The organism is Arthrobacter sp. NPDC058130 (assembly GCF_042884475.1).
GTDB lineage: Bacteria > Actinomycetota > Actinomycetes > Actinomycetales > Micrococcaceae > Arthrobacter.
Window position 1 is genome coordinate 59,147 of the sequence record NZ_JBHVTV010000009.1, and the last position, 21,624, is coordinate 80,770.

The window sequence follows — 21,624 nt, forward strand, 5'->3', positions numbered from 1 at the left end:
GTGAGCAGCCGTCCTGTCGGTCCGTACACCACATAAATTTCTAGACAGAGGGGTTCACATGGCGAACTACACTGCCGCTGATATCAAGGCTCTGCGCGAGCGCACCGGCGCCGGCATGATGGATGTCAAGAAGGCTCTTGACGAAGCCAACGGTGACGCCGAGAAGGCCATCGAAATCATCCGCATCAAGGGCCTGAAGGGCGCCACCAAGCGCGAAGGTCGCTCCACCGCCGAAGGCCTGGTTGCTGCCAAGGTCGCCAACGGCGTCGGCGTGATGATCGAAGTCAACTGCGAGACCGACTTCGTCGCCAAGGCTGACAAGTTCATCCAGCTGGCCGACAAGGTCCTGGCCGTGGCCGTCGAGTCCGGCGCTGCCGACCTCGAGACCCTGCTGGCCACCGAGGTTGACGGCAAGCCGCTCTCCGAGGTTGTCGTCGAAGAGGGCGCCATCCTGGGCGAAAAGGTTGTTGTCCGCCGCATCTCCCGCATCGAGGGCGGAACGGTCGACGCTTACCTGCACAAGACCTCCAAGGACCTCCCGGCCCAGGTCGGCGTCCTGTTCGCTGTCGACGGCGAAGGCGAAGCGGCTGCTACCGCAGCTCACGACGTCGCCGTGCACATCGCCGCGATGTCCCCGAACTACCTCTCCCGTGAGGACGTTCCGGCCGAGCTTGTCGAGTCCGAGCGCCGCATCGCCGAGGAAACCGCCAAGGCCGAGGGCAAGCCCGAGGCTGCGATGACCAAGATCGTGGAAGGCCGTGTTACCGGCTTCTACAAGGGCGAGGTTCTCCTCGACCAGGCATTCGCCAAGGACGCCAAGAAGTCCGTCGCGCAGGTCCTCGAAGAGGCCGGCGTCAAGGGCACCGCATTCACGCGCTTCCGCGTCGGTTCCTAGTCAGCGGCTAGTCAGACACCAGTCAGGCAACAGCCAGACACGCTAAGGGGGTGGTCACCACGGTGGCCACCCCTTTTGCATGCACGCGCGAGGCGCCCATTTCCGGCCACGGCCGGAATGCCGCCTTCGGCGTCCAGCACGATAACCTAACTCAGAATTCACCAACGGGAAGGCACCATGGAAACCGTCAACACTTCAGCCCAGCCAAAGAAGAACAGGCGCCGCGTCCTCTTGAAGCTCTCCGGCGAGGTCTTCGGCGGCGGAAAACTTGGCGTTGACCCGGATACCGTCCGCGGCGTGGCCAAGCAGATCGCCGCCGCAGTTCCCGACGTCGAGGTCGCAATCGTCGTCGGCGGAGGCAACTTCTTCCGCGGCGCCGAACTGTCCCAGAGCGGCATGGACCGCTCCCGCGCCGACTACATGGGCATGCTCGGAACCGTCATGAACTGCCTTGCCCTCCAGGACTTCCTGGAGCAGGCCGGGGTGGAAACGCGGGTGCAGAGCGCCATCACCATGGGCCAGGTCGCCGAGGCGTACATTCCGCGCCGCGCCATCCGCCACATGGAAAAGGGCCGGGTTGTCATCTTCGGCGCCGGCGCCGGCCTGCCGTACTTCTCCACCGATACCGTCGCAGCCCAGCGAGCCCTGGAGGTCCACGCCGACGTCGTCCTGATGGCCAAGAGCGGGGTCGACGGCGTCTACACCGCCGACCCGAAAAAGGACCCGACGGCGGAGAAGCTGCACCACCTCAGCTACGACGACGCCCTGCGCCGCGACATCCGCGTGATGGACCAGACCGCGATGACCATGTGCAAGGACAACAACCTGACAATGGTGGTCTTTGGCATGGAAGGGGAGGGCAACGTCACCCGCGCCATCCTCGGCGAGGACCTGGGCACCGTCGTCACCCCGTAGCAACGGCTAGGATGTTTTCAGGACCTTTCCGCTGCCCAGCGGAAGACACAGGCGCACAAGAAGACGTGCCGCGCCCCGGCCCCCGGGACGCACCAATTTCTGAGGAGAGACCGTGATCGAAGAAACCTTGCTCGAAGCCGGGGACAAGATGGACAAGGCAATTGAGGTAGCCAAGGACGACTTCGCCTCGATCCGGACGGGCCGCGCGACGCCTGGCCTGTACAACAAGGTCATCGTTGAGTACTACGGCACGCCGACGCCGCTGCAGCAACTGGCTTCCTTTGCGGTTCCGGATGCCCGGACGATCCTCATCACCCCGTACGACAAGACGGCCCTGCGCGACATCGAACGCGCCCTGAGCGACTCGGAGGTGGGCGCCAACCCCTCCAACGACGGCAACGTCATCCGGATCACCATTCCGGAGCTGACCAGCGAGCGGCGCAAGGAATACGTCAAGATCGTCAAGTCCAAGGGTGAGGACGCGAAGGTGTCCATCCGCAACATCCGCCGCAAGGCCAAGGAAACGCTGGACAAGCTCGTCAAGGACGGCGAAGCCGGCGAAGACGAAGGCGCACGCGGCGAAAAGGAACTCGACGCCATCACCAAGGCGCACGTGGACGGGATTGACGAGCTGCTCAAGCGCAAGGAAGCTGAGCTGCTCGAGGTCTGATGGATCAGGCAAAGGAGGCCTCCGGGCCACGCGCCCGGAGGCGGGGGAAACAGCGCGAGAACCCGACGCCCAAAGCTGGCCGGAACCTGCCCGCCGCCACCGTGGTGGGCGTCGGCATGCTCGTGTGTGTCCTCGGCGGGCTGCTGTTCCTCCCGCTCGGCTTCGTCCTGGTGACCACCACCTTCGCAGTCTTCGGCGTCTGGGAAATCTACCGCGCGCTCGAAGCCGCCGGCACCCGACTGCCCATCGTCCCGGTGATGGTCGGCACGGTCGGCATGCCGATCGCCGCCTACTTCGGCGGCCTCGAAAGCCTGCTGTTTGCCATGCTCGTCAGCAGCGTGGCGGTGTTATTGTGGCGGACCCTCGAAGGCGCCGCCGGATCGGCGCGAAGCATCTTCGCAGGAGTCTTCACCCTGTCCTGGGTGCCGTTCCTGATCAGCTTCGCGACACTTCTCCTGCACACCCCCGACGGCGAGACCCCCATCGGCCTCTGGCCGGACGGGGTGATCCCGCCCGGTGCGTGGCAGATCGCGACGCTGCTCCTCCTCGTGGTGGCCAACGACACCTTCGGCTACCTCGTGGGCGCATCCCTGGGCAAGCACCCGATGGCGCCCAAGATCAGCCCGAAGAAGACCTGGGAAGGCTTTGCCGGCTCGATTGCCGGGGCAATGATCGTCGGCGTGCTCGCCATGATCTTTGTACTGGGCAAGCCGTGGTGGTTCGGCGTCGTGCTCGCCGTGGGCATGGTGGCGGCGGCCACCGCCGGCGACCTCGCCGAATCTATGGTCAAACGCGAGCTCGGCATCAAGGACATGAGCAGCATCCTCCCCGGTCACGGAGGCGTCATGGACCGCCTGGACTCGATTGTGTTCGCCTCGCCGGCGGCGTTCATCCTGTTCTCGGCCGTCGCTGGCACCTAGCAGCATCCGGACCAGCACCTCCGGCGCCTAGAATGGTGCCGAGCAAACCAGCCGAACGGCATCAAAGGAACAAAGTAACAGTGGACATTCAACGGCAGATTCCTGCGTCTTTTGACCGCGTGCAGCGGAACCAGTATGGCTACAACGCCAGGCAGGTCGACGATTTCCTGCAGCGCGCACGGGTGTCATTCGAAACTCCGTCCCCGGCCGCCCGCGCCATCAAGAGCGCCGACGTCCGCGCCGTGTCCTTCGATCCGGTGAAGGGCGGCTACGCCGCAGCCGGCGTCGATGCCGCGCTGGACCGGCTCGAAGACGCCCTCGCCCGCCGGGAGCGTGATGAACTGGTCGCCGAACGCGGCGAGGATGCCTGGCTGCGTGAAATCGGCCGGCTCGCGGGCATCCTGCGCGGCCGCCTGCACCGCCCGGACGGCCAGCGCTTCCGCCGCCCCTCCAAGGCCAAGGCCCGCAGCTACAACACCACCGACGTCGACGACTTGTGCCACGACCTGATCGGCTACCTTGAAGAGGACCGGCCGCTGAGCGTGGACAACGTCCGGCGGGCCGTGTTCCGCCCCGCAGTGGGCCGGGAAGGCTACGAGGAAAGCCAGGTGGACGCGTTCCTGGAGCGCGCCGTCGAGCTCATGGCGGCCATCGACTAGGCACCTCGACGGATCCCGCCCGACGCCGGATCACCCGACGCCGGATCACCGCTCCGTAACTCGACTCAGCGCCCGACGCCGGGTCACCGCTCCGTCGCGAGCGGCCGTTCCGGGGTGTGCAGCCGGGTCATGATGCGCGTCAGGGTCCGTGGAACGCGGGCCTGCGTGGCCCGGGAAACCAGGATGGTGACGGCGAAGGCGGCGGGGACCGTCCACGCGGCGGGCTGGGCCAGCCACGACGGCGTCTGCGCAGCGCCCAGCACGGAGCCGGCCACCATGGCGCTGCCGCAGAGCACACCGCCGGTCGACATGCCGGCGATCGCCCCGGCGTCCGTCAGCCCCCGCCACCAGATGCCCAGCAGCAGCACCGGGCAGATCGTGGACGCGGTGAAGGCAAAGACAAGCCCCACGCTTCCGGCCAGCGCCAGCGATTCGGTCATCGACGCGATCCCCAGCGGGACGACGGCCGAGATCAGTGCGGCCAGCCGGAATCCCCGGACACTGCCGCCGAACACGTCCTGGCTGATCACGCCCGCCAGCGAGACCACCAGGCCGGACGTCGTCGACAGGAACGCCGCGAACGCCCCGGCAACCACGAGCGCCGTCAGCAGGTCCCCTGCCAGCCCGCCGACCATCCGGCCCGGCAGCAGCAGCACCAGGGCGTCCGACTGTCCGCTCAGGGCAAGGTCGGGGGCGAACAACCGGCCCAGCATGCCGTACGCCGTCGGGAACAGGTAGAAGACCGACAGCAGGCCCAGGACAATCAGGGTGGTCCGCCGGGCGGACTGCCCGTCCGGATTGGTGTAGAAACGCACCAGGACGTGCGGCAGCCCGAGCGTCCCAAAGAGCAGGGCCACCAGCAGCGAAATGATCTGGTACGGGCCCGCCGGGGCCAGCGCCGTCGGGTTGGCTGTGCTGGACGACGGCGACTCCGCCGCGGCCGGGTTGCTGTCGCCCAGCACAAACAGCAGGAACACGAACGGCACCGCCAGCGCGGTCAGCTTGAGCCAGTACTGGAACGCCTGGACAAAGGTAATGGAGCGCATCCCGCCGGCCGCCACGGTGATGCACACAACCCCGACCACGGCCACCGGGCCCACCCAGGCGGGCAGGCCGGTGGTGATCCGGATGGCCAGGGCGGCGCCGTGCAGCTGCGGGACGATGTAGAGCCAGCCGACCAGGACCACCACCAAGCTGGTGACGCGGCGGACGGCCCGCGAATCGAGGCGCGCCTCGGTGAAATCCGGAATCGTGTACGCGCCCGAGCGGCGCAGGGGAGCGGCTACGAACAGGAGCAGCATCAGGTAGCCGGCCGTGTAGCCCACCGGATACCACAGCGCATCCGTGCCGGAGAGCAGGATCAGCCCGGCGACACCGAGGAAGCTCGCGGCGGAGAGATACTCGCCACCGATCGCCGAGGCATTCCACCACGGCTTGACTGTCCGGGAGGCCACGTAGAAGTCCCCGGTGGTGCGCGAGACCCGCAAGCCGTAGAAACCGATGACGGCCGTGGCGAGCGAGACGGCAGCGAACGCCGCCACCCCGACGACGGGGTTCACGTTCCGCTCACCCGGCCCCTGCCTCTCACTTCTCGCCAGCGAGGTCCCGGTAGCGGGCCTCGTTCCTGGCGGCGGTCCGCACGTACAGCCACGCGCTCAGGCCGATCACGGGATAGATTCCGGCGCCCAGCAGGACCCAGTCAAAGGGAAGGCCGGCAATCGTGGATCCGGCCAGTCCCGGGACCAGCCCCAGCATGAGCGGGAAGGCGAGCAGGATCAGCAGGAAGCCCAGGCCCACCACGAGGCTCAACCGGAGCTGGGAGCTGATGAGGGAGCGGACGAACAGCTGGCCGGCGTCGGATTCCTCCGCCGCCTCGCGCGAGGCCGCCGCAGAGGGCCCGCCGTTCAGGGCGGTACTGCCTGATGTGACACTGCCTGCTGTGGCGCTGCCCGATGTGGCGCTGCGCGGGGCCGTGACCCGGACCCGCGTCATGCCTGCGGCCGGATACGGCTTGCTTCGAGCTTTTCCCGGACCGCCGGAAGGTGCCGGCGGCTGATGGGCAGTTCGGCCCCGGCCGACGTGACGCTGGGCCGCGCCGCGGCCAGCTTCATGTGGCTGACGTGGCTCAGCGCGATCAGGTAGGAGCGGTGGATGCGCAGGAACCCGGCGTCGGCCCACTGCTGTTCCAGGTCGGCCAGCGGAACCCTGATCAGGTAGCTTGCCTCCGCGGTGTGCAGCCGTGCGTAGTCGCCCTGCGCCTGGACATACGTGACGTCTTCGCGCCGGATCATCTTGGTGGTCCCGCCCAGGTCCACGGTGATCATTTCGGGGGCCGGTGCGCCGTCCTTGAGCAGTTCGCTGATGCGGCCGATCGATTTCGCCAGCCGTTCGGCGCGCACGGGCTTCAGGAGGTAGTCCACAGCCGCGAGCTCGAAGGCCTCCAGCGCGCAGTCCTCGTCCGCGGTCACGAAGACCACGGCGGGAGGGTGGGCGCTGCGGGCGATGACCCGGGCAATGTCCAGCCCCGACAGCGCCGGCATGTGGATGTCGAGGAAGACGGCGTCGAGCGTCTCGGCTTCGAGCGCCCGGAGGGCCTCGGCGCCGGAAGAGGCGCGGTGGATGGCGCCGATCCGGTCATCCTTGCCCAGCAGGAAAGCCAGTTCCTCTACGGCGGGGAGCTCGTCGTCGGCGACGAGGACATTAATCATGGCTCTAGCCTACTGCGGCGGGCATTTTCACCGGCTCAGGCGTCGTGCCGGGGCTGGGACTTGGGGACGCGCATCGTGATCAGGGTGCCTTCGCCCGGCGCCGTCTCGATCACCAGACCGTTGTCGTCGCCGTAGACCTGCCGCAGGCGGGCGTCGACGTTGCGCAACCCCACGTGGTCACCGTCACTGTGCCCGGCGAGGACGGAGCGCAGCTGGTCCGGGTCCATGCCCACGCCGTCGTCCTCGATCGTCACTTCCGCGAACGCGCCGGAGTCGTTCGCCGCGATGGAGATGTGGCCCGGCCCTTCCTTGGCCTCCAGGCCGTGCCGGACCGCGTTTTCCACCAGCGGCTGCAGGCTCAGGAAGGGGATCACCGTGCTGAGGACCTCCGGGGCGATCCGCAGGCTCACCTGGACCCGGTCCCCGAACCGGGCCCGCTCCAGGAGCAGGTAGCGGTCGATGCAGCGCAGCTCCTCGGCAAGGGTGGTGAAGTCGCCGTGGCGGCGGAAGGAATAGCGGGTGAAGTCGGCGAACTCCACAACGAGCTCCCGCGCGCGTACCGGATCGGTGTTGATGAAGGACGCGATCGCGTTGAGCGAGTTGTAGATGAAGTGCGGGCTGATCTGGGCGCGCAGGGCCCGGACTTCCGCCTCCATCAGCAGCGTACGGGAGGCGTCGAGCTCTGCGAGTTCCACCTGCGTGGCCACCCAGTCGGCCACCTCGCCAGTGGCGCGGACCAGCCCGGCGCCGGCGGCCGGCGCGAGGGCCGCCACCACGCCCACCACCCGTGTGCCGGCTTTGATCGGGGCGATCACGACGGCGCGCTCCACGTCCTGCGTCAGCGTAGGGATGCCTTCGCCGACGGCGCGCAGCTGGAGTTCGCCCGCCGGAATCACGGCGAGGTGGCCGCCGTCGAGCACTTTTGACGCGAGCCCCATCAGGGCAGGCTTGAGTTCCTCGCCGGCGCCGTCCCACGCGAGCACCCCGGTGGTGTCGGTGATGGCCAGGGCATCGCTGCCCAGGAGGCTGCGTAGCTGCTTGCTGGCCTTGGCCGCCCCGGCCGGGTTCAGGCCCGTCCGCAGGTACTGGCCGGCGCGGGACGCGGCATGCAGCGTCTTGTAGGTGGCCCGCTCCGCATCGGTGCCGAGGTCACGGAAGGAACGGAGAACCTTCAGCCCCACGACAACGACGACCGCGATTGCCAGGGCGATCACCGCGACGGCGGCGGCGGTGAACAGGGGAGAGTCCGGCATGGTGCCAGCCTACCGTCGCGGCCCGGCGGGCTCTTTCGGCGTCCTGGGGACACCGTTTGGCGCAGCATAAGGACCGTTGAGCGACGCAGACCGCGCGGGTTCTGGAACGCAGTGGACGCGAGGATGCACAGTGATGGGAGTCACATTGGCGCGAGGGTTGTCTGCGGCGTCCCGCGGAAACCACGGCAGCCGGTGTGGGCTGACCAGTCTCAATGAGGAGGAACGATGGGTCACGAAGCCCAAGAAACGGACGCTACGGCGGCCGTGGACTTCAAGGAAGTCCAGTCGACGGAGCGGTTCCAGGAGCTGCGCAAACGTCACCGCAGCTTTGTCTTTCCAATGGCCATTGCATTCCTGCTCTGGTACTTCGCCTACGTGCTGCTGGCCGACTACGCCGTGGACTTCATGTCCACCAAAGTCTGGGGCAACATCAACATTGGCCTGATCATGGGCCTGCTCCAGTTCGTAACCACGTTCGCCATCACCGGTTGGTACGTCAGCTACTCGAACCGCAGGCTTGACCCCATCGCCTCCGAAATCCGCCACGAAATCGAAGGGCACGAATTCGACAAGCACGGCAACCCAGTGGGAGGGGCAGCAAAATGACGCTCATGGTCCCCGCGGTCAATGTTGCCGCCCTCAAAGACACCACCCTGCTGAACATGGGCATCTTCGCCCTGTTCGTGGCGGTCACCATGGTGATCGTGTTCCGCGCCAGCCGCAACAACAAGACCGCGGCCGACTACTACGCCGCCGGGCGCTCCTTCTCCGGATCCCAAAACGGCACGGCGATCGCCGGCGACTATCTCTCCGCGGCGTCCTTCCTGGGCATCACCGGGGCGATCGCCATCAACGGCTACGACGGCTTCATGTACTCCATCGGCTTCCTCGTGGCCTGGCTCGTGGCCCTGTTGCTCGTGGCCGAACTGCTCCGCAACACGGGCAAATTCACCATGGCCGATGTCCTGTCCTTCCGGCTCAAGCAGCGCCCCGTGCGCATCGCGGCCGCCATCTCCACCCTGGCCGTCTGCTTCTTCTACCTCCTGGCCCAGATGGCCGGTGCCGGCAGCCTCATCTCCCTGCTGCTGGGCATCAGCGACTGGGGCGGACAGGCCCTGGTAATCATCGTCGTCGGCGTCCTGATGATCATGTACGTGCTGATCGGCGGTATGAAAGGCACCACCTGGGTCCAGATCATCAAGGCCATGCTCCTGATTGCCGGCGCCGCGGTCATGACCTTCTGGGTCCTCGCGATCTACGGCTTCAACCTCTCTGACCTGCTGGGCGGCGCCGCCGAAACCGCGAAGAACCCGGCTGTCCTGAACCCGGGCCTGCAGTACGGCAAGTCCGATACCTCCAAGCTCGACTTCATGTCCCTGGGCCTGGCCCTGGTGCTCGGCACCGCAGCCCTGCCCCACGTGCTGATGCGCTTCTACACGGTGCCCACGGCCAAGGAAGCCCGCAAGTCCGTGGTGTGGTCCATCTGGCTGATCGGCATCTTCTACCTCTTCACGCTGGTGCTCGGCTATGGCGCAGCAGCTCTCGTCGGCGCCGACACCATCAAGTCCGCCCCGGGCGGAGTCAACTCGGCCGCGCCGCTGCTGGCGTTCCACCTCGGCGGACCGTTGTTGCTGGGCTTCATCTCCGCGGTGGCCTTCGCCACGATCCTCGCCGTGGTGGCGGGCCTGACCATTACCGCCGCGGCGTCCTTCGCGCACGACATCTATGCCAATGTGTTGGCCAAGGAGAAGGCCGACGCCGGCACCGAGGTCAAGGTTGCCCGCCGCACCGTGGTGGTGATCGGCCTGCTGGCCATCGCCGGCGGCATCTTCGCCAACGGACAGAACGTGGCGTTCCTCGTGGCGCTCGCCTTCGCCGTGGCAGCTTCGGCCAATCTTCCGACCATCCTCTACTCGCTGTTCTGGCGCCGGTTCACCACGCAGGGGGCCGTCTGGAGCATGTATGGCGGGTTGTCTGCGGCCATCATCCTGATTGCGCTCTCCCCGGTGGTATCGGGCGCCAAGACGTCCATGATCCCCGGCGCCAACTTCGCCGTCTTCCCGCTGAGCAACCCGGGCATCGTCTCGATCCCGCTGGCGTTCTTCCTCGGCTGGCTCGGCACGGTCCTGGACAAGCGGAAGGAAGATGCCACGAAGCAGGCCGAAATGGAGGTCCGTTCCCTGACCGGCGTGGGTGCCGAAAAGGCTACAAGCCACTAGGGCAGGCGCATCAACGCAAAGGAGCTCCCGTGCAGCGGCACGGGAGCTCCTTTGCGTTGGACGGTGTGCCCTAGTGGCCGTGGTGTTGGCCGCCCGGGGCCGGGATCCCGTGGCTGCCGTGGGGCACCGCGAACTGGCCCGCCGTGGAGGCGGCCACGCCCGGCGTGGCCACTGCTGCCACCAGGACCGCGAAGCCAAAGGCCGACAGCAGGAGCCGCCCGGGCCGGAGCCCGGCGGTGTCCGCGCCGGTGCCCTGCCGGCGCAGCCACCCCGCGGCTGCCGCGATCATCAGGGTCAACAGCAGTGCGGCAAGATGGCTGATCACCAGTGATCGGCCGTTCAGCGATTGCCCGTTCAGTGATTGCCCGTTCAGCCCTGGCCCGGCAGCTGCGGCGGCGTGCACGAGGGCTGCCGCCACGAGCACTGCCATGGTTCCGGCGGCCCACGGCATGCGCCCCTTGCGGAGTGTGAGGACGGTCCAGCCAAGAAGGGCGCACCCCCAGATTCCGGCGGCTGCTCCCGCGGCGGCGGAAAGGGCCGTGTCTGGCGGGGCGCCCGCGCCAGCGCCCGCGCCCGAGGCGGGCGCCAGCAGCAGGCTCGCTGCGATTGCCAGGTTCACCGCCCCGGCACCGAAACCGGCGAAGCCCGCGAACAGCATGACGGCTGCGGCTTTGGTGGCGCCGCCGGCGTTCAGCGGAACCGAACTCATCTCGCCCGTCCTTTCGCGTTGTGGGGGAGAACGCTTGCCTCAGACGCGGGCGCGGGCAGGGGCAACGGCCTTGTCCATGGACAGCCCGACGCCCAGCAGCAGCACGGCGCTGGCAAGGTGCAGGACGTTGTCTGGACCGTTGAGGGCGATGATGTTCAGCGGCGAGCTGAGCAGGAAGAGCCCGACGATGCCCACCAGCAGATACACGGCTCCGACAGCGGTGTTAATCGACTTGGACATGGCCACACCCTGCAACCCGGCGTAGAGCAGGGCGGCGCCGATGGCGAGGTGGATGACGTTGTGCAGCGGATTGACCTCGAAGATGATCAGGTTGGCGCCTTCGGTCGCGGCGAAGCCCACGCCGGAGGTGACCACAAAGCCAAGGAGGCCAACCAGCAGGTAGACGGCGCCGAAAACGGTGGCGATCAGACGGTTGGGTGATGTGCGCATGGTCCGAATCCTTATCTATCGCAGCCGACCTGATGATCGGCCAGGGAGCGGGGCCCCGGGCGGGACTCTCTGAAGGCGATTCGGACCATGTGCGCCTGTGGATGGGCGCCGGCTGGGAGAGAGTTTTCCGAGGTCAGCGCTGCGGCCGCAGCCGGATATTCACCATCTTCAGCTCGTCGCGGCCCTCGAAGCGGTAGGCCAGCTCCACATGCTTGGTGTCGCAGTCAATGGATCCAGCGACGTCGGCCGAATTGGCGCCGTTATTGGAGCTGACATTGAGGCTTGAAAAGTTTGGCTTGCAGCTGCCGTCCAGCTCCAGGCTTTGCACCCCGGAGGCGAACTCCTCCCGTGAAATCTTCTCCATGAGGGCCGGGTCCAGGTACTTCTCATAGGCGTTATTGACATCGCCGGCGATGATCAGCTTGGTGAAGTCGTCCGCGATACCCCGGGCCTGGTTGGTGGCTCCGCCCACCACGTTGAGGAGGACGACGACGCCGACTGTCACCAGCAAGAGGACCCCGCCGACGATCCCCAACACGATCCACAAGGCTTTGCGGCTCTTTTTCGGGGGCGGCTGCCCCGGGCCCCCGTAATGGGGCGGCGGGCCGTAGTTGGGCGGGGCGCCGTTTGCGGGAGGTTGGTAGTTGGGCGGCGGGCCGTAGTTGGGCGGCGCGCCGTAGTTGGGTGGCGCGCCGTTGGCCGGAGGTGGATAGTTGGGCGGGGCGCCATTGGCGGGCGGCCCGGGCGGGGCCGCGTAGTAAGGAACGGGCGGCTGTCCGGGCGCCGGGTGGCCGGCCGCAGGCTCGTGCCCGGGCTGCGGCGGTACTGGGCGGTGCGGTTCCTCGGGGCTGCTCACGGTTTAAGCCTTTCCGGCAGTCCAGACAGCCACTGCCTTTTGCGCAGGGCCGCGTGCGCGGCCCCAAGGACTCAGGGGGACCCAACGGACACAGCCTAGCGCCGCGGCCGCCCTGAGCACAGGTGTGGGGCACAGGTGCAGAGCCCAGATGTAGAGCCCAGATGTAGAGCCAGATGTAGAGCCCAGGTGTCCAGCCCAGATCTGGACCGAAGCTCCGGGTCCTGGGAGTCAGCTCAGGTGTCGGCGGATCCGCGTTCCAGCAGGGGTTGCATTCGGAACGGGATCAGCTCGCTCATTGCCAGGGCGGTATCGGTCCGGTCCACGCCGTCGCAGGCCAGGATCTTGCCGTTGATCCGGAACAGGTCTTCGGCGTCGAGCGCCACCACCCGCAGGAGCAGATCAGCGGAGCCGGTGAGGCCGTAGCCTTCAAGGATTTCCGGAATCCCGGCGAGTTCCACGGCGAGGGCGCCGAGTTTCTGTTGCTGGACGTGGACGGAGATGAAAGCCATCAGCGGGTACCCCAAGGACGCCGGATTGATGCGCCGCTCAAAGGAGAGGAAGACGTGCTTCTTCTCCAGTTGGGCCATCCTGGCCTGAACCGTATTGCGTGAGAGCCCGAGCTTTTGGGCGAGGGCAACTACGGTCCGCCGCGGATCCCGCGCCATGGCCGAAAGCAGGCGGGTGTCGGTGCCATCCAAGGGTTGCATAATGCGCAAGATTAGCACGGTCTGGTGGCGCCAAACAGTGCATAATGCTCAGGATCTTGACGGGTGGTTGTGCCTGATGAGCATTGTGAGTATGGTCACAATTATCCGGGGCAACGGCGCCCGGGCGGCTGGCGCGCCGCGGGATCACGAGTCCTGCGAGTACCGGTCAGACGACGTCAGAAGGTGTGGACAACAGTGTTTACCGACGACGCGGGCAAGGGCGGCATTTCCGCCGGGGGCCCCGGAAACAGTGAGAATTCAACGAGGCGGACGGGCGGGGATCTCGTCCAGCTCATCACACCGGCGGGCGAACGCATCAGCCATCCGGAGTTCGATGCCTGGCTCCAGGACGTCAGCGACGAGCAGCTGTGCGCGCTCTATGAGGACATGGTGGTCATCCGCCGGATCGATGCCGAAGCCACGGCCCTCCAGCGGCAGGGCGAACTGGCCCTCTGGCCGCCGCTGCTCGGCCAGGAAGCATCCCAGATCGGTTCTGCCCGCGCACTGCGCGAAGACGACTTTGTCTTCCCCAGCTACCGTGACAACGGTGTTGCCTACTGCCGGGGAGTCAAACCGGAGGACCTGGTCCGGGCCTGGCGGGGGAACGCGTCCGCCGGTTGGGACCCGTTCACGGTCAACGTCGCCACCCAGCAGATCATCATCGGTTCACAGAGCCTCCACGCCACCGGTTATGCCATGGGCATCCAGAACGACGGCGCCGACTGCGTCGCCGTGGCCTATTTCGGCGACGGCGCCACGAGCGAAGGCGACGTCAACGAAGCCATGGTCTTCGCCGCGAGCTTCCAGGCGCCCGTGGTCTTCATCTGCCAGAACAACCACTGGGCCATCTCCGAGCCCGTCCGGCTACAGTCCCACATCCAGCTCGCGGACCGTGCCTCAGGCTTTGGCATCCCCAGCATGAGGGTCGATGGCAACGATGTCCTCGCCGTCATGGCGGCCACCCGCATTGCCCTGGACCGCGCCCGGCACGGCGGCGGCCCCACCTTTATCGAGGCCGTGACCTACCGGATGGGCCCGCACACGACGGCGGATGACCCCACCCGTTACCGGGATGCCAACGAGCTCGAGGACTGGGCCGCCAAGGACCCGATCAGCCGGATGAAGTCGCTGCTGGACCGCAAGGGGCTGCTGACCGCGGACCTTGAGGCCGCCGTCGCCGCGCAAGCCGACGCCGTGGCCAAGGAACTCCGGGCCGGCACCATCAACATGCCCGAGCCGCAGCCGCTGGATATCTTCAAGCACGTTTACAGCACACCCAACTCCTGGCTGGACCGCCAGCAGGAGCATTACTCCCGTTACCTGGCTTCCTTCGGCGATCCCGCAGAAGCCACTTCTGAAGAAGGTGCACGCTGATGACGCAGATGACCTTTGCCCGAGCCATCAATTCGGGCCTGCGCAAGTCCCTCGAAAACGATCCCAAGGTGATCCTGATGGGGGAGGACATCGGCGCACTCGGCGGTGTCTTCCGTGTTACCGACGGCCTGCAGAAAGACTTTGGAAAGCACCGGGTCGTGGACACCCCGCTCGCAGAGTCGGGCATCATGGGCACCGCCGTCGGCCTCGCCTACCGCGGCTACCGCCCGGTGGTGGAGATCCAGTTCGACGGATTCATCTACCCGGCGTTCGACCAGATCGTCAGCCAGGTCGCCAAGATGCACTACCGCACCCAGGGCGCGGTCAAGATGCCCATCACCATCCGCGTCCCGTTCGGCGGCGGCATCGGCTCTCCGGAGCACCACTCGGAGTCGCCCGAGGCCTACTTCACCCACACCTCGGGGCTGCGCGTGGTCAGCGTGTCCAACCCCCAGGACGCCTACACAATGATCCAGCAGGCCATTGCCTCCGATGATCCCGTGCTGTATTTCGAGCCCAAGCGGCGCTACCACGACAAGGGCGAGGTCGACGAGTCCGCCGACCTGAACAGCGCCCTGTCAATGGAGAAGGCCCGCGTGGTCACCGAGGGCAAGGACGTCACCCTCGTGGCCTACGGCCCGCTGGTCAAGACCGCCCGCGACGCCGCCCTCGCGGCCGCGGACGAAGGCCTCTCGGTCGAGGTCATCGACCTCCGCTCGCTCGCTCCGCTGGACTTCGAAACCCTCGAGGCCTCCATCCGCAAGACCGGCCGGCTGGTCATCACGCACGAGGCCGGCCAGTCCGGCGGCCTCGGCGCCGAAGTCGCCGCGAGCGTCACCGAGCGCTGCTTCTACCACCTCGAAGCGGCCCCGGTCCGTGTGACCGGCTTTGACGTCCCGTACCCCTACTCCAAGCTGGAAATGCACCACCTGCCGGGCCTCGACAGGATTCTCGACGGCGTTGACCGCGCCATGGGCCGCCCCAGCTCCCTCAGCGGGCTGGAAGGATGAGCGGCACCATGATCAAGGAATTCAGGCTCCCGGACCTCGGCGAAGGACTGACGGAATCGGAAATCGTCGCCTGGAAGGTCGCGGTAGGGGACACCGTCACCCTCAACCAGATCATCGCCGAGGTCGAGACGGCCAAGGCCGTCGTCGAGCTGCCCTCGCCGTTCGCCGGTGTGGTCGCGGCCCTGCACGAACAGCCCGGCACCGTGGTTGAGGTCGGGAAGCCGATCGTCTCCTTCGAGATTGAGGGCGACGACGGCGCCGCAGGTTCCGCGCCTGACGCAGCGGCCGCCAAGCGTGAGCCGAACCTCGTGGGCTACGGGGCCGTGCTCGAAGCCTCCGGCCGGCCGGCACGCCGCGCCCGCACGTTCGCAGCCCCGGCCGCGGCTGCAGTGGCAGCTCCGGCTGCTCCAGCCGAACCTGCGGCATCCGTGGCACCGGTCCACGCAGCCGAGCCGGCTGCGCCGGTCCTTGCGGCTGAGCCGGTCGAGACCAAGCCTGCCGCCTCTGCGCCGGGGGAGCGTCCGCGGTCCACGCCGCCGGTGCGCAAACTGGCCAAGGATCTCGGCGTCGACCTCGAAGCCGTGACCGGCACGGGCGAGCACGGCCTCATTACCCGCGAGGACGTCCAGAACTTCGCCGGCGGCGGCGACCTGTCCGCGGCCGTCCAGGAACTTCCCGGCGCGCCGGCGCAGCCCCTTGCGCCCCAGGCCCGGGGTGAGCGGGAGACCCGCACGCCGATCAAGGGCGTGCGGAAGTTCACAGCGGCCGCCATGGTGGCCAGCGCCTTCACCGCGCCGCACGTCACCGAGTTCCTGACCGTTGACGTCACGCCCACGATGGAGCTGCTGGCACGGCTGAAGGCCAGCCGCGCATTCGCCGGGTACAAGCTCACGCCGCTGACGCTCGTCTCCAAGGCGGTGCTGATCGCGCTGCGCAACCACCCGACGCTCAACGCCCGGTGGGACGAGGCCAACCAGGAGATCGTCCAGTTCAACTACGTGAACCTGGGCATCGCGGCCGCGACCCCGCGCGGGCTGACCGTCCCGAACATCAAGGACGCGGACCGGATGTCCCTCATGGACCTCTCCACCGCCCTGACGGAACTGACGGACACGGCCCGGGCCGGGAAGACAAGCCCTGAGTCCCTCTCCGGCGGCACCATCTCCATCACCAACATCGGCGTCTTCGGCATTGACGCCGGCACGCCCATCCTGAACCCGGGCGAGGCCGCCATCCTGGCCCTGGGTGCGGTCCGGAAGATGCCGTGGGAGTACCAGGACGAGGTCGCGCTGCGCCAGGTCATGACGCTCAGCCTCTCCTTCGACCACCGCCTGGTGGACGGCGAGCAGGGCTCACGGTTCCTCCAGGACCTCGGCGCCATGCTGGCCGATCCGGGCATGGTCCTCGCGATGGTCTAGTCCCCGGCCCACCATGGCTGCCGGCTGCTCCTTTTTGGGGCAGCCGGCAGCCGTGTTGTGTGCGGGGTCGTCTCAGTCCGGGCAGCGGGAGCTGTCAGTCGGGTGGGTGTGCGTCAGTCTTCCGGCGGCGCGGCAGGTGCCAGGAGCGCGGCCAGTGCCATGCTTTCCAGCAGCGGCCGTGCGCGGCGGACGCCCACCCGGCGGCCGTGGCTGCGCACGGAGTGCGGGGTCGAGTTGATCAGGCCGAAGGTGGCATGGGCCCGCATCCGCAGTTCGGCGGCCTCCGTGCCCTCGTGCAGTCCGGCCAGCACGTCCACCCAGAGTTCAACGTAGTTGCGCTGGAGTGTGCGGACCTCGGCCTGGTCCTCGCCTGCAAGGTTGCTGAAATCCTGGTCCTGGACCCGGATGACGTCGGGATTGCTCAGGGCAAAGTCGACGTGGAAGGCAACCAGGCCGCCCAGCGCCGCCAGGGCGCCTTCGGAATCGGCCACCACCTTGCGGCCGCCGTCGAGCAGGTCCTGGCTGACGCTGAGCAGCAGCGCGCCGAGGACTGCCTGCTTGCCGGCGAAGTGGCGGTAGACCGCCGGCCCGCTGACGCCGGCCGCGGCTCCCAGATCCTCCAGGGAGACGCGGTTGAAGCCCTCCAGGGCGAAGAGCGCGGCGGCGGCGGACAGCAGGGCCTGCCGCCTGTTCGCCTTCGCCTGGCTGCGCTGTGTGGAAGGGGCCGGGGTGGAAGGGGCCGGGGCAGAATCCGTCGGGGTAGAAGTGGCCTGTGTAGAAGGGGCCGGGGTGGAGGCTGCTTGGGCTGGCAGCTGGGCGGTTTGGCTGGGCTCGGTCACCGGCGCATCCCCTCGTTGCAATTGATCCCTGTGTTGGACATCACAGTTAATAGAGACTAACCTAAATCTCAGTTATGCGGTACTAACCGAAATATTTGCGGAACGAGCCGAAATAGCCGGGGCGGCTGAAGCTGCCGGACCGGCACGCAGGTCAGGGAACGGAAGCAGTCAATGGAGACAATCGCCAGCCAGGTGGATGCATCAAGCGCCGCCTATGCCGCGAACCGGGAGGCCCAGCTGGGCCTGGCCGGAGAACTGAGGGAACGGCTCGCCGCCGCAGCCCTGGGCGGGCCGGCAAAGTCCCGCGAACGCCACGTGGCCCGCGGCAAGCTCCTCCCGCGCGAACGCATCGACCGGCTGCTCGACGACGGCAGCCCCTTCCTGGAAATCGCGCCGCTCGCGGCCAACGGCATGTACAACGATGACTCGCCCGGTGCCGGCGTCATCGCCGGGATCGGCCTCGTGCACGGCCGGCAGGTGCTGGTCATTTCCAACGACGCCACCGTCAAGGGCGGCACCTACTATCCGATGACGGTGAAAAAGCACCTCCGGGCGCAGGAGATCGCCCTGGAGAACCGGCTGCCCTGCATCTACCTCGTGGACTCCGGCGGGGCCTTCCTGCCCAAACAGGACGAGGTCTTCCCGGACAAGGAACATTTCGGCCGGATCTTCTTCAACCAGGCGAAGATGTCCGCGGCCAAGATCCCGCAGATCGCCTCCGTCATGGGCTCCTGCACCGCCGGCGGCGCCTATGTCCCCGCGATGAGCGACGAGACGGTGATCGTCCGCAACCAGGGCACCATCTTCCTGGGCGGCCCGCCGCTGGTGAAGGCCGCGATCGGCGAGATCGTCACGGCGGAGGAGCTTGGCGGCGGTGACGTGCACTCGAAGATCTCCGGGGTCACGGACCACCTGGCCGAGAACGATGAGCATGCCCTCCAGATCGTCCGGGACATCGTGGCCACCCTGCCGCGGCCTGCCGCGCCCGTCTGGGAGGTGGACACCGCCGTCGAACCCGCAGCTGATCCGGCTGAGCTCTACGGCGCCGTTCCCACGGACGTCAACGCCCAGTACGACGTGCGCGAGGTCATCGCCCGGCTGGTGGACGGCAGCCGGTTCCACGAGTTCAAGAAGAACTATGGCACCACCCTGGTCACGGGCTTCGCCAGGCTGCACGGCCATCCCGTGGGCATCGTGGCCAACAACGGCGTGCTGTTCAGTGAGTCCTCGCTCAAGGGCGCGCACTTCATCGAACTGTGCGACCAGCGCGGCATCCCGCTGGTCTTCCTGCAAAACCTCTCCGGCTTCATGGTCGGCAAGGACTACGAGCAGGGCGGCATCGCCAAGAACGGCGCCAAGATGGTCACCGCCGTCGCCACCGCCAGGGTCCCCAAGCTGACGGTCGTGATCGGCGGCTCCTTCGGCGCCGGCAACTACTCCATGTGCGGCCGGGCCTACTCGCCGCGCTTCCTGTGGATGTGGCCGGCGTCGCGGATCTCCGTGATGGGCGGCAACCAGGCCTCCAGCGTGCTGGCCACCGTGAAGCGGGACCAGTACGAGGCCCGCGGCGAGGAATGGTCCGCGGCGGACGAGGAAGCCTTCAAGGCCCCCATCAAGGCCCAGTACGAGGACCAGGGCAGCCCCTACTACTCCACCGCCCGCCTCTGGGACGACGGCGTGATCGACCCCGCGGACACCCGCACCGTCCTGGGACTGGCGCTCGACGTCATCTCCCGCACCCCGCTGCCGGAGACCTCCTTCGGCCTGTTCCGGATGTGAGCCAGCTGTGACCATTACTTCTTCGCCGACCGCACCCTCGTCACTCCATAAGCCCCTGTTCGGCACCGTGCTGGTTGCCAACCGCGGCGAGATCGCCTGCCGGGTCATCAGGACCCTGCGCGCCCTGGGCATCCGTTCGGTGGCCGTCTATTCCGACGCCGACGCCGGTGCCCGGCACGTGCGCGAGGCCGACGTGGCGGTGCGGATCGGCCCGGCCGCCGCCACCGAGAGCTACTTGAAGATCGAGGCCATTTTGAAGGCCTGCCGCGACACCGGGGCCGAGGCCGTGCACCCGGGCTACGGCTTCCTCAGCGAGAACGCCGACTTCGCCCGCGCCCTGGCGGAAGCCGGGATCACCTTCATTGGGCCCGGCGTCGAATCCCTCAATGTCATGGGCGACAAGATCCGCTCCAAAAACCACGTCGCCGGCTACGACGTCCCGGTGGTTCCTGGCATCGCCGAACCCGGGATGACGGACGAGCAGCTGATCGAGGCGTCGGCGCGGGTCGGCTTCCCGCTGCTGATCAAGCCCTCCGCCGGCGGCGGCGGCAAGGGCATGCATATCGTGGAACGCCCGGGTGACCTCGAAGCGACCCTGGCAACCGCACGCCGGGTTGCCGCGAGTGCCTTCGGCGACGACACCCTGTTCCTGGAACGGCTGGTGCCCACACCCCGGCACATCGAGGTCCAGGTCCTGGCCGACAACCACGGCAACGTCATCCATCTGGGGGAGCGCGAGTGCTCGCTGCAGCGCCGCCACCAGAAGGTCATCGAGGAGGCACCCTCCCCGCTGCTGGAGTCCCTGCCGGACGGGGCGGAAATCCGCGCCCGGATCGGCGAGGCCGCCTGCAACGCCGCGCGCAGCGTTAATTACTCCGGCGCGGGCACGGTGGAGTTCCTCGTCTCGGATAACGCCCCGGACGAGTTCTTCTTCATGGAGATGAACACCCGCCTGCAGGTCGAGCACCCGGTCACCGAGATGGTCACCGGCGTCGACCTCGTCGAATGGCAGGTGCGGATCGCCGCCGGCGAGGTGCTCACCGTCCAGCAGGACGACGTCGTGCTCAACGGGCATTCAGTGGAAGCCCGCGTCTACGCCGAAATCCCGGAACGGAACTTCCTGCCGTCCACGGGACGGGTGGTGCTGCTGGACGAAGTACCTGATGACGCCGACGGAAAAGTCCGGGTGGATTCGGCGCTGCTGGAGATGCTCGAGATCTCTTCCAGCTACGACCCGATGATCTCCAAGGTCATCGCGTGGGGCCGGGACCGCACCGAGGCCCTGGACACCCTCGACCGGGCGCTCGCCGGGTACACGGCGCTGGGCATCGATACCAACGTTGAGTACCTGCGGCTGCTGATCAACGACGCCGACGTCCGCGCCGGCCGGCTCGACACCGGCCTGATCGAGCGCAAGATGCCGCAGTTCGCTTTCCGGCGCGTAGGCGACTTCGAGGTAGCTGCCGCTGCGGTGTTCGCCGCTGCCATGGAGGAGCACGATGCACAGACCTCCGGGGGAGGCCCGTGGAATCGACGCGACGGTTGGCGCGTCGGTGCGCCGGCGCCGCGGCGGATCAGCCTGGGCACCCCCGGCGGCGGCGTCGCCACGGTAACGGTGTCCGGCGCAGCAGGGCACGGTACGGCGGCGATAACCGTCGACGGCGGGCCGGAACGCACGGCATCACTTCGTTTCCCCAAGCCCAACCACGCGGAGCTGACGCTCGATGGTGAAGCCCGGGAGTACGCGCTGGTGTCGGTGCACGGGGGCCCGGGCGCCCCTAACCAGAGCGGCCCGGCCTCCGGTGACCCGCAGGAGCTCCTCCTCGGCAACGAGGGTTGGTCCTGCCGCCTGGAGGTGCTCACCCGCGAGTCCCGGCTCGCCCGGGTGCTGGCCGCGATCGAACGCGAGGAAGGTGCCGCAGACCCGGCCGTGCGCTCGCCGATGCCGGGAACGGTGGTCTCCGTCTCCGTCAGCGAAGGCGACACGGTGGAGGCCGGCCAGGTGCTGCTCTCCGTGGAAGCGATGAAGATGGAGCACCAGCTCGTGGCACCGCTCGAGGGGACCGTCCATATCAGCGTCGGGTCCGGGGACCTCGTGAAGGCAGACCAGGTGCTCGCCACTGTCCACCCCGCCGTCGACGTGCCGCCGCCGGCGGAGAACGCAGCCGAGGACACGATCGAGGAAGCCGTCATCGCAATGGGCGCGGCCGACTGACGACTGCTTTCTGACCGGGCGGCCGTTC

General features: G+C 67.6%; 21 protein-coding genes. 12 read left to right on the plus strand and 9 right to left on the minus strand.

Features of this window, described 5'->3' with window-relative positions; genetic code table 11:
- The first annotated feature begins 58 nt into the window (after positions 1 to 58).
- The 5 genes from tsf to ACFVTM_RS15385 all read left to right on the plus strand — a co-directional run bounded on the left by tsf (position 59) and on the right by ACFVTM_RS15385 (position 4,059).
- Positions 59 to 895, plus strand: a complete 837-nt coding sequence (tsf, locus tag ACFVTM_RS15365) for a translation elongation factor Ts (RefSeq protein ID WP_390204385.1) — start codon at positions 59 to 61, stop codon at positions 893 to 895.
- Between the two features lie 177 nt (positions 896 to 1,072).
- Positions 1,073 to 1,810 carry a UMP kinase gene (pyrH, locus tag ACFVTM_RS15370; protein ID WP_390204387.1) on the plus strand — a complete coding sequence of 246 codons (738 nt, stop codon included), beginning with the start codon at positions 1,073 to 1,075 and terminating at the stop codon, positions 1,808 to 1,810.
- 112 nt (positions 1,811 to 1,922) lie between these two features.
- Complete coding sequence (gene frr, locus ACFVTM_RS15375; protein WP_390204389.1) at positions 1,923 to 2,480, plus strand: ribosome recycling factor; 558 nt, start codon at positions 1,923 to 1,925, stop codon at positions 2,478 to 2,480.
- The gene (locus ACFVTM_RS15380) at positions 2,480 to 3,400 is read left to right on the plus strand and encodes a phosphatidate cytidylyltransferase (protein ID WP_390204390.1); all 921 of its coding nucleotides are present in this window, start codon (positions 2,480 to 2,482) and stop codon (positions 3,398 to 3,400) included. The genes frr and ACFVTM_RS15380 overlap by 1 nt, the downstream gene beginning before the upstream one ends.
- A 32-nt stretch (positions 3,401 to 3,432) precedes the next feature.
- Positions 3,433 to 4,059: a DivIVA domain-containing protein gene (locus tag ACFVTM_RS15385; RefSeq protein ID WP_390204392.1), complete on the plus strand. Its 627-nt coding sequence runs from the start codon at positions 3,433 to 3,435 to the stop codon at positions 4,057 to 4,059.
- Between the two features lie 83 nt (positions 4,060 to 4,142).
- On the opposite strand, the gene ACFVTM_RS15390 is transcribed toward ACFVTM_RS15385, so the two are convergent.
- The 4 genes from ACFVTM_RS15390 to ACFVTM_RS15405 are packed head-to-tail and all read right to left on the minus strand — an operon-like array spanning position 4,143 to position 8,020.
- Positions 4,143 to 5,618 carry a cation acetate symporter gene (locus tag ACFVTM_RS15390; RefSeq protein ID WP_390204394.1) on the minus strand — a complete coding sequence of 492 codons (1,476 nt, stop codon included), beginning with the start codon at positions 5,616 to 5,618 and terminating at the stop codon, positions 4,143 to 4,145.
- 25 nt (positions 5,619 to 5,643) lie between these two features.
- Entirely contained in the window at positions 5,644 to 6,051 is a 408-nt protein-coding gene (locus tag ACFVTM_RS15395) for a hypothetical protein (RefSeq protein ID WP_390204395.1), read from the minus strand.
- Positions 6,048 to 6,767 (minus strand): LytR/AlgR family response regulator transcription factor, encoded by a 720-nt coding sequence (locus ACFVTM_RS15400; protein WP_390204397.1) that lies wholly within the window; start codon positions 6,765 to 6,767, stop codon positions 6,048 to 6,050. The genes ACFVTM_RS15395 and ACFVTM_RS15400 overlap by 4 nt, the downstream gene beginning before the upstream one ends.
- A gap of 35 nt (positions 6,768 to 6,802) precedes the next feature.
- Positions 6,803 to 8,020 carry a sensor histidine kinase gene (locus ACFVTM_RS15405; protein ID WP_390204398.1) on the minus strand — a complete coding sequence of 406 codons (1,218 nt, stop codon included), beginning with the start codon at positions 8,018 to 8,020 and terminating at the stop codon, positions 6,803 to 6,805.
- A gap of 225 nt (positions 8,021 to 8,245) precedes the next feature.
- Here ACFVTM_RS15405 and ACFVTM_RS15410 point away from each other — a divergent pair, with 225 nt between their 5' ends.
- A complete protein-coding gene (locus tag ACFVTM_RS15410) occupies positions 8,246 to 8,626 on the plus strand; it encodes a DUF485 domain-containing protein (protein ID WP_390204400.1) in 381 nt (126 codons plus the stop codon).
- Positions 8,623 to 10,239 (plus strand): cation acetate symporter, encoded by a 1,617-nt coding sequence (locus tag ACFVTM_RS15415; RefSeq protein WP_390204402.1) that lies wholly within the window; start codon positions 8,623 to 8,625, stop codon positions 10,237 to 10,239. The genes ACFVTM_RS15410 and ACFVTM_RS15415 overlap by 4 nt, the downstream gene beginning before the upstream one ends.
- Positions 10,240 to 10,309: 70 nt before the next feature.
- Here ACFVTM_RS15415 and ACFVTM_RS15420 read toward each other — a convergent pair whose 3' ends face one another.
- From ACFVTM_RS15420 to ACFVTM_RS15435, 4 genes are all read right to left on the minus strand, one after another.
- Positions 10,310 to 10,948, minus strand: a complete 639-nt coding sequence (locus tag ACFVTM_RS15420) for a hypothetical protein (protein ID WP_390204403.1) — start codon at positions 10,946 to 10,948, stop codon at positions 10,310 to 10,312.
- 39 nt (positions 10,949 to 10,987) lie between these two features.
- Positions 10,988 to 11,398 (minus strand): DUF4383 domain-containing protein, encoded by a 411-nt coding sequence (locus tag ACFVTM_RS15425; protein ID WP_390204404.1) that lies wholly within the window; start codon positions 11,396 to 11,398, stop codon positions 10,988 to 10,990.
- A gap of 133 nt (positions 11,399 to 11,531) precedes the next feature.
- Complete coding sequence (locus tag ACFVTM_RS15430) at positions 11,532 to 12,254, minus strand: hypothetical protein (protein ID WP_390204406.1); 723 nt, start codon at positions 12,252 to 12,254, stop codon at positions 11,532 to 11,534.
- 233 nt (positions 12,255 to 12,487) lie between these two features.
- Positions 12,488 to 12,961 (minus strand): Lrp/AsnC family transcriptional regulator, encoded by a 474-nt coding sequence (locus tag ACFVTM_RS15435; RefSeq protein ID WP_390204407.1) that lies wholly within the window; start codon positions 12,959 to 12,961, stop codon positions 12,488 to 12,490.
- Positions 12,962 to 13,156: 195 nt separating this feature from the next.
- Here ACFVTM_RS15435 and pdhA point away from each other — a divergent pair, with 195 nt between their 5' ends.
- Genes pdhA through ACFVTM_RS15450 form a run of 3 tightly spaced genes read left to right on the plus strand, consistent with a single transcriptional unit; the run spans position 13,157 to position 16,763 of the window.
- Positions 13,157 to 14,335, plus strand: coding sequence for a pyruvate dehydrogenase (acetyl-transferring) E1 component subunit alpha (gene pdhA / locus ACFVTM_RS15440; RefSeq protein WP_390204409.1), 1,179 nt, complete (start codon positions 13,157 to 13,159; stop codon positions 14,333 to 14,335).
- Positions 14,335 to 15,345, plus strand: a complete 1,011-nt coding sequence (locus ACFVTM_RS15445) for an alpha-ketoacid dehydrogenase subunit beta (protein ID WP_390204411.1) — start codon at positions 14,335 to 14,337, stop codon at positions 15,343 to 15,345. The genes pdhA and ACFVTM_RS15445 overlap by 1 nt, the downstream gene beginning before the upstream one ends.
- On the plus strand, positions 15,342 to 16,763 hold the full coding sequence (locus tag ACFVTM_RS15450) for a dihydrolipoamide acetyltransferase family protein (protein ID WP_390204412.1): 1,422 nt from the start codon (positions 15,342 to 15,344) through the stop codon (positions 16,761 to 16,763). Before ACFVTM_RS15445 ends, ACFVTM_RS15450 begins: the two co-directional genes overlap by 4 nt.
- 113 nt (positions 16,764 to 16,876) lie before the next feature.
- Here ACFVTM_RS15450 and ACFVTM_RS15455 read toward each other — a convergent pair whose 3' ends face one another.
- A complete protein-coding gene (locus tag ACFVTM_RS15455; RefSeq protein WP_390204414.1) occupies positions 16,877 to 17,602 on the minus strand; it encodes a TetR/AcrR family transcriptional regulator in 726 nt (241 codons plus the stop codon).
- A gap of 171 nt (positions 17,603 to 17,773) precedes the next feature.
- On the opposite strand from ACFVTM_RS15455, the gene ACFVTM_RS15460 reads away from it, so the two are divergent.
- Positions 17,774 to 19,381 (plus strand): carboxyl transferase domain-containing protein, encoded by a 1,608-nt coding sequence (locus tag ACFVTM_RS15460; RefSeq protein ID WP_390204415.1) that lies wholly within the window; start codon positions 17,774 to 17,776, stop codon positions 19,379 to 19,381.
- 7 nt (positions 19,382 to 19,388) lie between these two features.
- Positions 19,389 to 21,596 (plus strand): biotin carboxylase N-terminal domain-containing protein, encoded by a 2,208-nt coding sequence (locus ACFVTM_RS15465; RefSeq protein ID WP_390204416.1) that lies wholly within the window; start codon positions 19,389 to 19,391, stop codon positions 21,594 to 21,596.
- Positions 21,597 to 21,624: the final 28 nt, after the last annotated feature.

Excerpts from the sequence above, each read along its gene's own strand:
- ACFVTM_RS15445 (WP_390204411.1), top strand. The coding sequence starts at position 14,335 with ATGACGCAGATGACCTTTGCCCGAGCCATCAATTCGGGCCTGCGCAAG.
- ACFVTM_RS15420 (WP_390204403.1), bottom strand. The coding sequence starts at position 10,948 with ATGAGTTCGGTTCCGCTGAACGCCGGCGGCGCCACCAAAGCCGCAGCC.
- tsf (WP_390204385.1), top strand. The coding sequence starts at position 59 with ATGGCGAACTACACTGCCGCTGATATCAAGGCTCTGCGCGAGCGCACC.
- ACFVTM_RS15415 (WP_390204402.1), top strand. The coding sequence starts at position 8,623 with ATGACGCTCATGGTCCCCGCGGTCAATGTTGCCGCCCTCAAAGACACC.
- ACFVTM_RS15380 (WP_390204390.1), top strand. The coding sequence starts at position 2,480 with ATGGATCAGGCAAAGGAGGCCTCCGGGCCACGCGCCCGGAGGCGGGGG.
- pyrH (WP_390204387.1), top strand. The coding sequence starts at position 1,073 with ATGGAAACCGTCAACACTTCAGCCCAGCCAAAGAAGAACAGGCGCCGC.
- ACFVTM_RS15435 (WP_390204407.1), bottom strand. The coding sequence starts at position 12,961 with ATGCAACCCTTGGATGGCACCGACACCCGCCTGCTTTCGGCCATGGCG.
- ACFVTM_RS15460 (WP_390204415.1), top strand. The coding sequence starts at position 17,774 with ATGGAGACAATCGCCAGCCAGGTGGATGCATCAAGCGCCGCCTATGCC.
- ACFVTM_RS15385 (WP_390204392.1), top strand. The coding sequence starts at position 3,433 with ATGGTGCCGAGCAAACCAGCCGAACGGCATCAAAGGAACAAAGTAACA.
- ACFVTM_RS15400 (WP_390204397.1), bottom strand. The coding sequence starts at position 6,767 with ATGATTAATGTCCTCGTCGCCGACGACGAGCTCCCCGCCGTAGAGGAA.
- ACFVTM_RS15450 (WP_390204412.1), top strand. The coding sequence starts at position 15,342 with ATGAGCGGCACCATGATCAAGGAATTCAGGCTCCCGGACCTCGGCGAA.
- ACFVTM_RS15425 (WP_390204404.1), bottom strand. The coding sequence starts at position 11,398 with ATGCGCACATCACCCAACCGTCTGATCGCCACCGTTTTCGGCGCCGTC.
- ACFVTM_RS15410 (WP_390204400.1), top strand. The coding sequence starts at position 8,246 with ATGGGTCACGAAGCCCAAGAAACGGACGCTACGGCGGCCGTGGACTTC.
- ACFVTM_RS15395 (WP_390204395.1), bottom strand. The coding sequence starts at position 6,051 with ATGACGCGGGTCCGGGTCACGGCCCCGCGCAGCGCCACATCGGGCAGC.
- ACFVTM_RS15405 (WP_390204398.1), bottom strand. The coding sequence starts at position 8,020 with ATGCCGGACTCTCCCCTGTTCACCGCCGCCGCCGTCGCGGTGATCGCC.